Source organism: Streptomyces sp. NPDC005141, assembly GCF_053599975.1.
Genome location: NZ_JBSFYW010000043.1, coordinates 18,324 through 32,287 on the forward strand (window position 1 = coordinate 18,324; position 13,964 = coordinate 32,287).

At 69.5% G+C, this 13,964-nt stretch carries 13 protein-coding genes; 7 read left to right on the forward strand and 6 right to left on the reverse strand.

Going from position 1 to position 13,964, the window contains the following annotated elements; translation table 11 throughout:
- Window positions 1–43: 43 nt before the first annotated feature.
- A complete protein-coding gene (locus ACWD68_RS28455; RefSeq protein WP_451809310.1) occupies window positions 44–892 on the reverse strand; it encodes a hypothetical protein in 849 nt (282 codons plus the stop codon).
- Between the two features lie 69 nt (window positions 893–961).
- Complete coding sequence (locus ACWD68_RS28460; protein ID WP_451809311.1) at window positions 962–1,909, reverse strand: GlxA family transcriptional regulator; 948 nt, start codon at window positions 1,907–1,909, stop codon at window positions 962–964.
- A 71-nt stretch (window positions 1,910–1,980) separates the two neighbouring features.
- On the opposite strand from ACWD68_RS28460, the gene ACWD68_RS28465 reads away from it, so the two are divergent.
- Both ACWD68_RS28465 and ACWD68_RS28470 read left to right on the forward strand, forming a co-directional pair.
- On the forward strand, window positions 1,981–2,931 hold the full coding sequence (locus ACWD68_RS28465; protein WP_451809312.1) for an NADP-dependent oxidoreductase: 951 nt from the start codon (window positions 1,981–1,983) through the stop codon (window positions 2,929–2,931).
- A 364-nt stretch (window positions 2,932–3,295) separates the two neighbouring features.
- The gene (locus ACWD68_RS28470; RefSeq protein WP_451809313.1) at window positions 3,296–3,676 is read left to right on the forward strand and encodes an anti-sigma factor antagonist; all 381 of its coding nucleotides are present in this window, start codon (window positions 3,296–3,298) and stop codon (window positions 3,674–3,676) included.
- Between the two features lie 21 nt (window positions 3,677–3,697).
- Here the strand turns inward: ACWD68_RS28470 and tuf are convergent, their stop codons facing one another.
- Together tuf and ACWD68_RS28480 are read right to left on the reverse strand one after the other, a co-directional pair.
- Complete coding sequence (gene tuf, locus ACWD68_RS28475; protein WP_451809314.1) at window positions 3,698–4,891, reverse strand: elongation factor Tu; 1,194 nt, start codon at window positions 4,889–4,891, stop codon at window positions 3,698–3,700.
- 117 nt (window positions 4,892–5,008) lie between these two features.
- Window positions 5,009–5,962 (reverse strand): ribose-phosphate diphosphokinase, encoded by a 954-nt coding sequence (locus ACWD68_RS28480; RefSeq protein WP_451809315.1) that lies wholly within the window; start codon window positions 5,960–5,962, stop codon window positions 5,009–5,011.
- Window positions 5,963–6,223: 261 nt separating this feature from the next.
- Between ACWD68_RS28480 and otr(A) the strand changes: the two genes are divergently transcribed.
- From otr(A) to ACWD68_RS28495, 3 genes are all read left to right on the forward strand, one after another.
- Entirely contained in the window at window positions 6,224–8,092 is a 1,869-nt protein-coding gene (gene otr(A), locus ACWD68_RS28485; protein ID WP_451809316.1) for a tetracycline resistance ribosomal protection protein Otr(A), read from the forward strand.
- 636 nt (window positions 8,093–8,728) lie between these two features.
- Entirely contained in the window at window positions 8,729–9,304 is a 576-nt protein-coding gene (locus ACWD68_RS28490) for an SRPBCC family protein (protein ID WP_451809317.1), read from the forward strand.
- A gap of 293 nt (window positions 9,305–9,597) precedes the next feature.
- Entirely contained in the window at window positions 9,598–10,077 is a 480-nt protein-coding gene (locus ACWD68_RS28495) for an SRPBCC family protein (protein WP_451809318.1), read from the forward strand.
- Between the two features lie 1,465 nt (window positions 10,078–11,542).
- On the opposite strand, the gene ACWD68_RS28500 is transcribed toward ACWD68_RS28495, so the two are convergent.
- Window positions 11,543–11,905 carry a LysR substrate-binding domain-containing protein gene (locus tag ACWD68_RS28500; protein ID WP_451809319.1) on the reverse strand — a complete coding sequence of 121 codons (363 nt, stop codon included), beginning with the start codon at window positions 11,903–11,905 and terminating at the stop codon, window positions 11,543–11,545.
- Window positions 11,906–11,968: 63 nt separating this feature from the next.
- Here ACWD68_RS28500 and ACWD68_RS28505 point away from each other — a divergent pair, with 63 nt between their 5' ends.
- Together ACWD68_RS28505 and ACWD68_RS28510 are read left to right on the forward strand one after the other, a co-directional pair.
- A complete protein-coding gene (locus ACWD68_RS28505) occupies window positions 11,969–12,832 on the forward strand; it encodes a PhzF family phenazine biosynthesis protein (RefSeq protein ID WP_451809320.1) in 864 nt (287 codons plus the stop codon).
- On the forward strand, window positions 12,829–13,029 hold the full coding sequence (locus ACWD68_RS28510) for a hypothetical protein (RefSeq protein ID WP_451809321.1): 201 nt from the start codon (window positions 12,829–12,831) through the stop codon (window positions 13,027–13,029). Before ACWD68_RS28505 ends, ACWD68_RS28510 begins: the two co-directional genes overlap by 4 nt.
- A gap of 53 nt (window positions 13,030–13,082) precedes the next feature.
- Here ACWD68_RS28510 and ACWD68_RS28515 read toward each other — a convergent pair whose 3' ends face one another.
- Window positions 13,083–13,901, reverse strand: a complete 819-nt coding sequence (locus tag ACWD68_RS28515) for an SAM-dependent methyltransferase (protein ID WP_451809322.1) — start codon at window positions 13,899–13,901, stop codon at window positions 13,083–13,085.
- Window positions 13,902–13,964: the final 63 nt, after the last annotated feature.

Sequence of the window (13,964 nt, forward strand, 5' to 3'; positions counted from 1 at the left end):
CCGGGGTCGGTGAACAATCCCCGCAGGGGTGGGCGCCGACCTCTCACCTGCACGCAAACCCCTGCTTCGCCGCCGGCCACGCCTCCACCCCGTCGGAGGTGCGGACGTACGCCGTGGACCTGTCCGGCGCCAGCCAGAGGTTCCAGTCGCGGTAGTGATAGCTGGTGTCCCGCGCGTTCGCCGGCATGCGGACGTCTCCGTCGTAGGCGGCGGTCAGCGTCTCGCCGTCGAAGATCCCGTGCGGGTCGCGCACATACAGCCGGCCGCGATGGCCGAGGTCGAGGAAGTGCGCGCTCTGCCAGTCGCAGTGCTCCGCGCCGACCGAGCTGGTCACCACGGTGGTCGGTACCCGGTGGCCCTCCCGGTCCGTCCAGATCTCGTCCCCCCGCGCCTCGGTGTAGCTCGCCGGGAACTCCGAGGGGTCGCAGGCGGCGCTGGTCTCCGGGCCCCAACCCGGGCGCCCCGGCTGGTCCTTGGCGACGACGACGGCGACCTTGGTCCGGCCCTTGACGTCGTACGAGAACAGGACGCGGTCCCCTTCCTCGCGCTCGACCCGGTAGCCCTCCTCCGGCACGTCGGGCTGGTAGATGTCGAAGTACGCGTTCAGCCCCTCCTCCGGGGTCGAACCACCGTCACCCTTGCTCCACGAGTCGCCGGCGCCGCCCATGTAGATCGCGCCGTCGCACTCCAACGCCTGTCCGGCCGCACCCGACGTCTTCTTCGCCCCCCGCGGGCCGCCGTCCGAGCTCTCCTTGAACGGCAGGTCCAGCCGTCCGGCGTACGGACTGGCGGGCGGGGTGCCCTTGAGCACCAGGCCGTCGCGCTCCTCCCCGCCGCAGCCCGCCGCCGCGAGCCCGAGCAGCACCACCGCGGCCACGATCCCCTTGCGCATGCCCACCCCTGTTCATCCGACCGCCGTTCGTGTTCCTACGACGCCCGGGTTCGGACGAACGTTCAGCGGTCAGCGAGCGGCCTGGAACGTCCGCCGGTACGCCTGCGGCGAGACTCCGATCGTCGCGTGCAGATGCTGGCGCAGCGAGGCACCCGTCGCGAAGCCGACCTCGCCCGCGATCCGGTCCACGGACAGATCGCTGGCCTCCAGCAGATGACGGGCCCGGGCGACCCGCTGCTGGATGAGCCAGCGGCCGGGGCTCAGACCCACCTCGTCACCGAAGCGGCGGGCGAAGGTGCGCAGGCTCATCCCGGCGTGGTCGGCGAGATCGGTCAGGGTCAGTGGGTCGCCGAGTCGTGTCAGCGCCCAGTCGCGGGTGGCGGCGGTGCTCGCCGTCGACGGTTCCGGTACGGGCTGCTCGATGTACTGGGCCTGGCCGCCCTCGCGCAGCGGCGGGACCACGCAGCGCCGGGCCACCCTGTTGGCCAGTTCGCTGCCGTGGTCCCGGCGAATGATGTGCAGGCAGATGTCGATGCCGGACGCGGCGCCGGCCGAGGTGAGGATGTCGCCGTCGTCGACGAACAGCACGTCCGGGTCCAGGTCGACCCGCGGGAAGCTGCGCCGGAACAGATCCGCCACATGCCAGTGCGTGGTCGCCCGGCGCCCGTCCAGCAGCCCGGCGGCGGCCAGCACGAACGCGCCCGTGCAGATGGAGACGATGCGGGTTCCCGGGCGGATGAACGCGAGGGCGGCGGCGACCTCGTCGGAGACGCCGGTGGTGATCGCGGCCGGGGTGACGGCCGTGATCACCACCGTGTCCGCCGTGCGAAGGACCTCAGGACCGTGCTCGACGGTGACGGAGAAGTCGGCGTCGGTGCGGACCGGTCCTCCGTCGACCGTGCAGGTCACCACCTCGTACCGGTCCTCCGCCGCGCCGAAGATCCGGCTGGGCATGCCCAGCTCGAAGGGGTAGACGCCGTCGAGCGCCAGGACCACGACCCGCTCCACATGCTGCATGGCACGATCTTATCGAAGGTTGGCAATTCTGCCATTTTCTGATCGGGCGCGCCCCGGCAGGCTGGTTCACCATGAGCACTGTGAACACGATGCGAGCCATCGGCCAGAACGTCCTCGGCGGCCCCGAGGTCCTCGAGGAAGTAACCCTGGAGCGGCCCGCGCCGCGACCGAACGAGATCCTGGTCCGGGTACGGGCCGCCGGTGTCAACCCCACCGACTGGAAGCACCGCGCGACGGGCGGGTTCCTCGGCGAGCCGCCCTTCGTCCTCGGCTGGGACGTCTCCGGCGTGGTCGAGGCCACCGGGATCGGCGTCGCCCACGTCAAGGCCGGGGACGAGGTCTTCGGCATGCTGCCCTACCCCTTCGGGCACGGCTCGCACGCCGAGTACGTGACCGGTCCGGCCCGCGCCTTCACCCTGAAGCCCTCCGCGATCGACCACACGCAGGCCGCCGCACTCCCGCTGGTCTCCCTGACCGCGTGGCAGGCGCTGACCGAACGGGCCGACGTGCGGGCAGGGCAGCGGGTGCTGATCCACGCGGCGGCCGGCGGGGTCGGTCACGTGGCCGTGCAGATCGCGAAGGCGCGCGGCGCGTATGTGATCGGCACCGCGAGCGCGGGCAAGCACGACTACCTGCGGTCCATCGGTGTGGACGAGCCGATCGACTACACCGCCGTGGACTTCGCCGAGACCGTGCGTGACGTCGACGTCGTGCTGGACACGATCGGCGGCGAGACCGGAGTCCGCTCGCTGCGCGTGCTGCGCCCTGGCGGCGTGGTCGTCTCGATCCTGCCGGTCGGGTCCGACGAGTTCTACGACGAGGCCGAGCGGCTCGGGGTCCGGGCGGTGCGGATGCTGGTCGATGCCGACCAGGCCGGAATGAGGGCGGTCGCGGACCTCGTCGAGAAGGGCGCGCTGCGCCCCACGATCGCCGAGACCTTCCCGCTGGCCGATGCCGCCAAGGCGCACGCGCTGGGCGACACCGGCCGGACCACGGGGAAGCTCGTGCTGGTGGTCGACTGACGGCCGGGATCCGGCGCGTCGGCCGGCAGCCCGGAATCCCCCGCCGATTGACGTCCGGGATTCCGGGCCCCGGCTGACCTCCGCGATTCCGGGCGCCGGCTGAACTCCGCGATTCCGCGCGTCGGGTTGGCCGACTCACCCGGAGCACAGTCGGTCAACTCGCCGCGCACAGCGGAGACATATGTCAATCGAACATGCTGAAATTCATCTCAGCGAGGGTAACTTGCAGAGCGAGGAACGCTTTTGCACCCACCGGTGCCCCGGGGCCGTGTCCAGGATCACTTGACGTGCCGTCACCCCGGCCCCGGTGACCCTCCCCCCGCGTTCGGGGGCAGGTCGGCTGCCGGTTGGAGGTGATGTCCGCGTGGTGAGCGACCCCGCACCGTGCTCCAGGCATCTGCGCATCCATCATGACCGCGGTCATGTGGTGCTGGAGTTGCACGGGGAGATCGATCTGCTCGCGACGACGGAGATCACCTCGTTGCTGGACTCGGCCACCTCGGGCCCGGCACCACAGGTCGTGATCGACCTGCGGTGCGTCGAGTTCTTCGACTGCTCGGGTCTGCGGCTGCTGTACCGCGCCAGGCGCCGCGTCCTCGACCGCGGCGGCCGGCTGTACCTGGTCTGCACACATCCGCTGACCCTGCGCATGCTCCGGGTGACCGGGCTCGCGCGGATCCTGCCGCCCGCGGCCTCACTGGAGGAGGCGCTGAGCCGCCCGGAGGCCACGTCGGACTCGTTCTGAGAACCCTCCCGACCCCGCCGCCTACGCCCGGATCTTCGTGACCTGCCCGGCGCCGACCGTCCTGCCGCCCTCGCGGATGGCGAACTTCAGCCCTTCCTCCATCGCGATCGGCTGGATCAACTCCACCTCCATGGTGGTGTTGTCGCCCGGCATGACCATCTCCGTCCCCTTGGGCAGGGTCACGACTCCGGTCACGTCCGTCGTACGGAAGTAGAACTGCGGGCGGTAGTTGTCGAAGAAGGGGGTGTGCCGGCCGCCCTCGTCCTTGGAGAGGATGTAGGCGCGCGCCTCGAACCGGGTGTGCGGTGTCACGGAACCCGGCTTGATGACGACCTGTCCCCGCTCCACCTCCTCGCGCCTCACTCCCCGCAGCAGCAGCCCGACATTCTCGCCCGCCCGGCCCTCGTCAAGGAGCTTTCGGAACATCTCGACGCCGGTGACGGTGGTCCGGGTCTTCTGCTCGTGGATGCCGATGATCTCGACCTCGCTGTTCACCTTCAGCACCCCGCGCTCGATCCGGCCGGTGACGACCGTGCCGCGGCCTGTGATGGTGAAGACGTCCTCGATCGGCAGCAGGAACGGCCGGTCCACGTCACGTACGGGTTCCGGCACGAACGCGTCGACGGCCGCGAGGAGTTCGAGGATCGACGCGCTCCACTCCGGGTCGCCCTCGAGCGCCTTCAGCGCGGACACGCGGACGACCGGGACGTCGTCGCCAGGGAACTCGTACTCGCTGAGCAGCTCGCGCACTTCGAGCTCGACGAGTTCCAGGATCTCCTCGTCGTCCACCATGTCGGTCTTGTTCAGCGCGACCACGATGTAGGGGACGCCGACCTGCCGTGCCAGCAGAACGTGTTCCTTGGTCTGCGGCATCGGGCCGTCGGTCGCCGCGACCACGAGGATCGCGCCGTCCATCTGCGCGGCGCCCGTGATCATGTTCTTGATGTAGTCCGCGTGCCCCGGGCAGTCCACGTGCGCGTAGTGCCGGCTCTCCGTCTGGTACTCGACATGGGCGATCGAGATCGTGATGCCGCGCTGCCGCTCCTCGGGCGCCTTGTCGATCTGGTCGAACGGCGTGTACGGGTTCAGACCGGGGAACCGGTCGTGCAGCACCTTGGTGATGGCCGCCGTCAACGTCGTCTTGCCGTGGTCGATATGCCCGATGGTGCCGATGTTCACATGCGGCTTGGTCCGCTCGAATTTCGCCTTGGCCACTGCGAGCCCTCCTGATCACCTGGGTGACGCCGGGCGTTGCTCCGCGGCTTCCCGGCCGGGCACGGCAGCCGCTCCTGGTGACCGGACGGACGGGAGGGAAGTTCCGCTCCCTCCTGTCTACTGGTTCTGCGGCGCGTCGAACAGAGCGCTGACGGACTCACCGTTGTGAATGCGCCGCACCGCCTCGGCGAGCGCCGGGGCGATGGACAGGACGCTCAGTTTCTCCGTGTGCTCCTCGGCCGGGATCGGCACGGTGTTCGTGCAGACGATCTCCAGCACGTCGGGCTGCTCGCTGAGCCGCTTGAGCGCGCCCGCCGCGAACAGCCCGTGGGTGCAGGCGACCCGGATCGACCGCGGCCCCAACTCACGCAGCCGCTCCAGGAGTTCGAGGACCGTGCTGCCCTTGGCGATCTCGTCGTCCAGCACGATGACATCGCGTCCGGCGATCTCACCGATGACGGAGCTGATGCTCACCCGGTCGTCGGCGAACCGCTGCTTCGCGCCGGCGGCCACCTGGGCACCGATCAGCCGCGCGAACGCCGCGGCCTCCTTGGCGTTGCCGAGGTCCGGTGAGACCACCGTCGTACTCGACAGGTCGTTGGACCGGAAGTGCGCGGCAAGTTCCCGCAGGGCGTGCAGATGGTCGACCGGCACCGAGAAGAAGCCGTGCACCTGCGGGGAGTGCAGCGTCATCGCGAGGACACGGCTCGCACCGGCAGCCACCAGCAGATCCGCCACGAGCCGGCCGCCCATGGAGATCCGCGGCATGTCCTTCTTGTCCGAACGTGCGTACGAATAATGGGGCATCACCACGGTGATCCGCCCGGCGGACGCGCCCCGCGCCGCGTCGCACATCATCAGCAGTTCGACGAGGTGCTCCTGCACCGGAGTGACCAGTGGCTGCACCAGGAAGACGTCGCGCTCGCGGCAGTTGGCCTGGAGCTGGACCTCCAGGCAGTCATTGGCGAACCGGCTGACGCGGGTCGGGCTGAGCGGCACACCGAGATGCGCGCAGAGCTCGGCCGCCAGCTCGGGATGGGCGCTACCGCTGAACACGGCGATGTCACGCACGACCGCTCCTCGCATGTCGAACCGGGTTGCGTCGCCGGTTGGCAAGATCGGCCCGGAGTGCGTACCTCATGCTACTGGGGACCTTTCGAGCCTTCGACCGGGGGGAAAACCGGTTGCGGGCCACCGCCTGGGTCACGCCATGATGGCGGGGCCAGGCCCCGCACGAGCGGTGCCCCTCGAGCTCAGGAGAACGAATGCGCCGTTTCCTCGGAATGTCTCAGCGCCCCCACCGGACGACTGGCTTCGAGGACTCGACCACGCATGCACACCCTGAACATCGGAATTCTGGCCCACGTCGACGCGGGTAAGACCAGCCTCACCGAGCGCCTGCTGTTCGACGGCGGCACCATCGACCGGCTCGGCAGCGTCGACGCCGGGGACACCCGCACGGACGACGGAGCGATCGAGCGGCAGCGCGGGATCACCGTCCGCTCGGCCGTCGCCGCCTTCAGCGTGGGTGATGTACAGATCAACCTGATCGACACCCCCGGGCACTCGGACTTCATCGCCGAGGTCGAGCGGGCTCTGGAGATCCTGGACGGGGCGGTACTCCTGCTGTCCGCCGTCGAGGGCGTCCAGGCACAGACCCGCGTCCTGATGAAGACCCTGCGGCGCCTCGGCCTGCCCACCCTGATCCTCGTCAACAAGATCGACCGGGCGGGAGCGCGCCAGGACAGCCTTCTCGACGACATCCGGCGCCTCCTCACACCGCACGCGGTCCCGCTCTCGCGGGTGACGGACATCGGCACCCCGGCGGCCCGTGTCCTGCCGCGCCCCCTCGGCGACCTCGCGGCCGATACGCTCGCCGAGGTCGACCCGGGCGTCCTGGCCGCCCTCGTGGACGGTCCGCCGCCGACCCGGGACGAGCTGTGGGCCGCGCTCACAACTCGTACCGGAGACGGCTCGGTCCACCCGGTCTTCTTCGGGTCGGCGCTCGGCGGCCAGGGCGTCGCCGCTCTGATCGAGGGACTGATCCGCCTGGTCCCCCGCCCGCTCTCCCCCGCCGGCGCCGTGCCGCGCGGCACGGTCTTCGCCGTACGGACCGCACCGGGCGGCGAGCGTACGGCCTATCTGCGGTTGTACGAGGGCGAGGTGACGCATCGTCAACGACTCGCCTTCGTACGCCGCGAGACAGACGGCCGAACCCGTGAGGTGCCGGGCCGGGCACGGGATCTGGAGGTGATCGGACGGCCCGGCGCGACCTCCCTCACCGCAGGTGACATCGCCGCGATCCGCGGGGTCCCCGGCGTCCGGGTCGGCGACCGGGTCGGTCATGTCACGGACCGCGCACCGCAGTTCGCCGCGCCCACGCTGGAGACACTGGTACGGGCGAAGCACCCGGAGCAGGCGGCGGCGTTGCGAACCGCCCTGCTCACACTGTCCGACCAGGACCCCCTGCTGCACGCCGGGCCCGCCGTGTCCGGCAGCACCGCGCTCCTGCTCTACGGGGAGGTCCAGAAGGAGGTCCTCGCGGCCACGCTCGTGCAGGACTTCGGCATCGAGGCCGAATTCGAGCCGAGCCGGGTGCGGTTGCTGGAACGGCCCGACGGCACCGGTGAGGCGCACGAGGAGATCCAGCGGCACGGGCACGCGGGATTCTGGGCGACGGTGGGTCTGCGCATCGAGCCCGGACCGCGCGGCTCCGGTGGCGTCTTCGCGTACGAGACCCAACTCGGCGCACTCCCCCGGGCGTTCCACCAGGCGATCGAGGACACGGTTCACGCGTCCCTGCTGAACGGGCCGCACGGCCGGCCGGTGACCGACTACCGGGTCACCCTGATCCGCTCCGGGTTCGTCGCGCCGCTCAGCACCGCCGCGGACTTCCGCGGACTGACCCCGATCGTGCTGCTCCGCGCTCTGGAGCGGGCGGGGACACGGGTGTACGAGCCGTACCACGCCTTCGAGGTGGAGATCCCGGCCGACGCGCTCGCCCCGGTGACGGCCGAACTCGCCTCCGCCGGAGCCGAGTTCAAGGAGACGACCGGGGGGCGTGACACCTGGGTGGTAACCGGCGAGCTGCCCGCCCGGCAGGTGCGGGACATCGAGCTGCGGCTGCCGGGGCTGACACACGGCGAGGGCGTCTGGTGGTCCCGGCTGTCGGGAGACCGCGCGGTCCGGGCTGTGCGCTAGGGCGTGTCCCGCGCCCCGCGGATCATGGGGCCTGACCGTGCCACCGGAGCCCGAGATTCTGGAGACGGAAGAGGGCAGCCGCGGCGGGGCCCGTAAGAGGTGACGCCGGGCCACCGGCGTCACGGCCGCCCGCGAACCCCGTCGCCATCTGAGGGCCACCCTCGAGTCCGAGCTCACGTGCCACCGGCTCGAACGCCGTCGCGCGGATCGCTCTGTGTCCCAGACCGGCCGGACCTCCCACCCGGACGATGCGGCGGTGTCCGAGCGCGGCCAGACTCCCGACAGCCCCCTTGAGGGATCGCCCACGCCCATCAGGAGCGGGCTCCGGATCGGGCGCCTCCCGTCCTCGTGAACATCGACCCCTGCCCGATCCAACCACCTCCGGGCGATGAACAACCGTCGGGAACAGAGCCACTCCTTGATCTCCGCACGCGTCCGCTCCAGGTATCGGGCCCGTGGTCCCCCAGCGGTCAGGTTCGCTCCCGCTACCTGTTCCATGCGATCCACCGGCACCCCCGTTGCAATACCCAGTAGCGCTAGTTATAGTCTCTAACAGAAGCGAGCAGCGCTCACTCAGCGCGGTTCTCACCCGCATGTCGCGGGTCCACTCAGGTCTCTTCCGTTAGGAAACTCGCCATGCGTGCTGTCATTGCCGCCCCGCTCATCGCCCTCTCCGCGGCTCTGCTCGTCGGCGCCGGTCTGGATGACGGCCACTCGCACGACCACTCACCCAAGGCCGAGTCCGACCAGTCGCTCACATGCGACGGCGTACATGTCGACGAGGACGCGCCGGTGATCACCCGCAAGAACATCGTGATCCATGCACCGCTGGAAACGATCTGGAAGGTGCAGACGGACGTCGAGAAGTGGCCCAGCTGGCAGCCCGACGTCACCTCGCTGGTCAAGGACACGCCGGGCCGGTTGCGGCCGGGCTCGGTGTTCCGCTGGAAGACCCAGGGCCTGGACATAACGTCCACTGTCAAGCAGGTCGAGCACCGGAGGTGCCTCGCCTGGGGAGGCCCCGCCCAGGGCATCAACGCCGTCCACGTGTGGACCTTCACCCCGACCAAGCACGGGGTGCTCGTACACACCGAGGAGTCATGGACCGGTGAGCCGGTCGTGGCCGACACCGCCACTCTGCAGACAGCCCTCGACGCATCTCTTCAGAACTGGCTGAACAACCTCAAGCACGACAGCGAAAACCGCTCCTGACCAGCCCGTCACGACGCCGGCCGGGCCGGACGTCTAAGCAGCACCACCCAGCAGGCCGGCGGAGCCCTCGGCCTCACCTCGGTCAAGGGCGGAGTCCTCGGCTTCGCCTCGGCCAACAGCTGCTTCCAGGCGCCTTCCTCGCACAGCCACAGCAATCGCCGCTGCCGCAGCCCTGGTTGCAGCTCTGAGCGCACCGTGCGGCCCGTCCCGGGCAAAGAGCATGACCGGCGAGATCCCCTGAACACCCACCCACATTCCGAGCCGCTCCCGAAGCCGAAAAGGACTCCTTCAACATGAACACCCCCACCAACCTCCCGCAGCCCCAGTCACCCGCGGACATCGACATCGACGGCAACGCCCCCGTGATCGTGCGGGTCTCCACCACCGTGAAGGCCCCGCTTTCCGTCGTCTGGGACGTCCACACGGACATCGCAGGATGGACCCGGTGGAACGCGAACGTCGACCGGGTCGAGTTCACCGGCCCGCTCGCCCCCGGTGCGAGCATCCGCTGGCTGACCCACGGCCTCGACATCACTTCCACGCTCCTCCAGGTCGTGCCCGGCGCACGCATCGTCTGGGGCGGCCCCGCGAACGGCATCGACGGTGTCCACGTCTGGTCCTTCGAGGAGCACGACGGCGTGGTGACTCTCAGCACCGAGGAGTCCTGGAGCGGCGCCCCGGTAGAGGCCCAGCCGGTCCAGCTCAAGCAGGCCCTGGAGCAGTCCCTGACCGACTGGCTGAGCCGGCTCAAGTCCGAGGCCGAGAGCCGATAGCAGGCCGGTGGAACCACCGACGTCCCGCACAGTCCGATGCGGGCCAGTCCCGCCGGGCCGACCGGCCCGGAGGCCCCGCCAGGCCCGAAGCTTCCGCACGGTCCCGTCAGCGCCAGCCGTGTCGCCCGGACGCAGCCGTTCCCCCGCGACCAGATCGAGGTCGGGAGGGGACGGCGTCGGCGTCGGCGTAGTCGTAGTCGTCCCGATCCTCGGCGTTGTACCCGCCGCCGGCGAAGCGGCAACGGCAACGAGGTTCAGGGGAACCACGGTCGATCAGGACCCGATCCAGCCCATCCCCTGCGGCTCCAGCACAAGCTCCGAGCCTGGCGCATGAACGGCGGCGGGCGATGCTGCGGCGTTCCGCCGGCACGGGCCGGGTCGCCGTGGTGGGGGTCGGGTGACGGCGATCACCGTACTGCGGCTAGCGAACAGCCCCGGCCTGTCACGTGCCCACACCATCCCGGCCGATCCAACCTCCATGCGTCCTCGCGCTCCCTTTTCTGAGCAACGGTTACCCATCCAGGATGGTCGTCCACCCCCAAGAATCAGGAGGACAGCCAGTCGGTCAACAGGAGGAAGCTCATGACTCAGAACAACCAGGCCGTCGTCCGCCGCGGACAGGGTGTACAGCACAACCAGGCCGTCGTGCGCCGCGTCCTGAACCCGAACCACAACCAGGCGCGGTCGCCCGCTGATCGGACAGGCGAGCGGGAGGAGACGCCCCGTGGGGGGCGACGGACTCCACCGTCATCATGTGACCGGTCGCACCGCCCTCCGAACTGTCCAGGTACTTCACGGCGATGACGGATCCCGCGTGGAGGTCCCGGACCCGCTGCGCGGAGGGCCGGTTGATGTGGTCGCTCATGTCCTCCAGCGCACCGCCGACGGAGGTGTCGGGGAAGGCTTCGTAGTACTGCTCTGAGGAAGGGCTGCGGAAGCCGATCCCAGAGGTGAACCACGTGTCCGTGGCCCACGCGTAGGCGTGCCTGATGATCTCGTTCTCGGCTGCCACCGGAGGAGCGCCGTCCTCGATTCCGGCTGCCTGTGCCGTGGTCGGCACGACCGCCAGGATTGCTAACGCCGACGCTGCGCACAGCGCGACCATGAGTCTCTTCGTCTGGTTACTCTTCCTTACTGTCGTTCCGCTCTGTGGTTTTCTGCGGAGCTGTTCCTGTGAGCGGCGTGAACCGGCTACGCCGGCACAGGGCGCTCGTACGGCCTATTCGCGCGCGGCTTCTGATGAACCGGCGACTTCTCATAATGGCGCTCTCGGCACTGGAGTCGGAGGTCGAGGAGATGAATTCAAACGTGAGGTCGGTGAGCGGGCGTGAGTAATCTCTGCCTATCTGGGCTGCTGCGGGCCTCATTGATTTTACGGCTCGCCCTTGTAGGCTCCGACGGCCTGTAGTGATGCGTGTTGTCAGCCAGAGTTCGCCGCCTCACGGCCTGGCCTCAGCTTCGCCCTTCAGCCTGCCGAGGCCGCGAGGTCGGTCAGCCGCCGCAGGAGGTTCTCCACCGCGTCGAGGAGTGGGTCGCCGTCGGTGCCGGTGGGGCGGATGAGGGCGACCTCGACGTCCGGGAGGGCGGGCAGCACGTCGGTCGCCGTGCCCGGTTCCACGTTTGCCGGGAGCAGTGCGGTGGCACCCAGACCGGCGCGCACGGCGGCCTGTACCGCGCCCAGGGCGGTGCTCTCGAAGGCGACGTCCCATCGGCGCCCCGCGGTCTCCAGGGCGTCGAGCAGAGGAGCCCTCCAGCGGCAGGGCTGAGAGAAGAGCACGAGCGGCAGCGGGTCCTGGGCCGCATCGAAATCTCGCGCAGCCGACGACATGTTATGCCCCCTCTGTTGACGCGGCGGGTGCCGCTGATTTCGGCCCGGCGGTAGCGTCGGGGTATGCACTATTTTCACGTCGATGTCTTCAGCGGAACGCCTTTCAGTGGAAACAGTCTTGCTGTCTTTCCCGGCGCGGCAGATTTGAACGGCTCCCAAATGCAGCGGATCACCGAGGAAATGCGTCACTTCGAATCCATCTTTCTGGATCAGAAGGGCGACGCGGGTGACGCATGGCGGGCGCGGGTCTTCGACCTGAGTGAGGAGCTGGACTTCGCCGGGCATCCCGTCATCGGGGCCGCGAGCGTCCTGCACGCTCTGGACGGCGGCGACGCCGGCCGGACATGGTCGCTCGAGCTGAAGGCACGGACGGTGGAGGTTGTCACCGTGCGCCGTGGTCCCGGGCGGTACGCGAGCGTCCTCGACCAGGGCCCTCCGCAGTTCCTCGGCCGACCTGAGCTGAACCGCCTGGCTTCCTGGTTCTCTCTGGACGAGGAGGACCTCGAGACCGGCCTGCGTCCCGAGATCGTCTCGACGGGGCTGCGGTACCTGATCGTTCCCGTACGGGCGGGCGCGTTGGCGCGGGCCAGGATCACGTCCGACATCGGCCAACCGCTGGCTCAGGCCGGAGCGCAGTTCGCCTATCTCCTGGACTCCGAGGCCCTGGAAGGGCGGCACTGGAACAACGACGGTGTCGTCGAGGACGTGGCCACCGGCAGTGCCGCCGGATGTGTGGCCGCCTACCTCCGGCGTCACGGACGGCTCGAGGACGGCGAACAGCAGGCGCTGCGGCAGGGGCAGTTCTGTGGCCGCCCCAGCGAGATGACGATCAGCGCCCACGGCCGCCCGGAGGACATCACGTCGGTACGGGTCGGCGGAGAGGTAGCCGTGGTCGCCCGCGGACGCCTTGAAGGGCTGCCGCAGTGACGGGCCGGCCCGCCTACTTCGGCCCGGAGGAGATTCGCGCCGCGGTCGGATACCCGGACGTCCTGGAGCCCGTCGCCGCCGCCCTGCGCGGCTACAGCCGAGGGCTCGGCGATTCACCGGCCGCCGTCTTCGCGCCCGCGGGCCTGGAAGGTGAAATCCTGGGGCCCTATGTGTCCTTCGCCCCGTCGATCGTTTGATCGGCGGGGCAAGGTCGTGCGAAGTGGCTGGTGCGGGCCGACGCCGCCTGCACTCAGGACTTGCGGGCCAGCCCCGCGGCGATGAGGTGTTCCCAGACGGTGAGTTCCCTTTCGGCGCCATCGTTCCACGGCCTACCGACCGCCTCAGGGCGCCACAGGGAGGCGGGGACGACTCCGGGGTCGAGGATCTCCAGACCGTCCAGCAGCGACGCGATCTGCTCGTCGGTGCGCCAGCGGCCACGGCCGAATGTCCGCTGGAGGACCTTCTCCGCCTCGGCCGTCTCCGGGTTGTTGCCGGAACGGAAGTGGCTGACGAAGAAGTAGCTTCCGGAGGGCACACGGTCGCGCCAGTAGCGGACGAGCCCGGCCGGGTCCTCGTCGTCGTTGACGTGATGAAGGATGGCACTGAACACGACGGCCACGGGCCGTTCGAAGTCGATCATTTCCCGGGTTTCCGGGTGGTTGTACACGGCTTCGGGGTCGCGGACATCGGCCTCGACGACGCGGGTCCGGTCGTTCTCCTCCAGCAGGGCACGTCCGTGGACGAGCACCTGGGGGTCGTTGTCCACGTACACCACGCGGGCCTCCGGGGTGTGCCGTTGAGCGACCTGATGAACGTTGTCGGCGGTAGGCAGACCACTGCCCAGGTCGATGAACTGGGACACGTCGGCGGTCGTCGCGATCTCCGCGATCGCCCGGGTCAGCACCGAGCGGTTGGCGAAGGCGATCGCCACCGAGCCGGGAAGATCGCGTTTGAATACGTCGCCGATCTCCCTGTCCACGGCGTAGTTGTCCTTGCCGCCCAGCAGGTAGTCGTAAACACGCGCGATGCTGGGCCTGGTGGAGTCGATCGAGGTGCCTTCGCTCGTCATGGCGACCATCCTCCCTTGCGAGGGAACCCGCTGCCCGACACTTTGGACCATCGAACGGGCAAG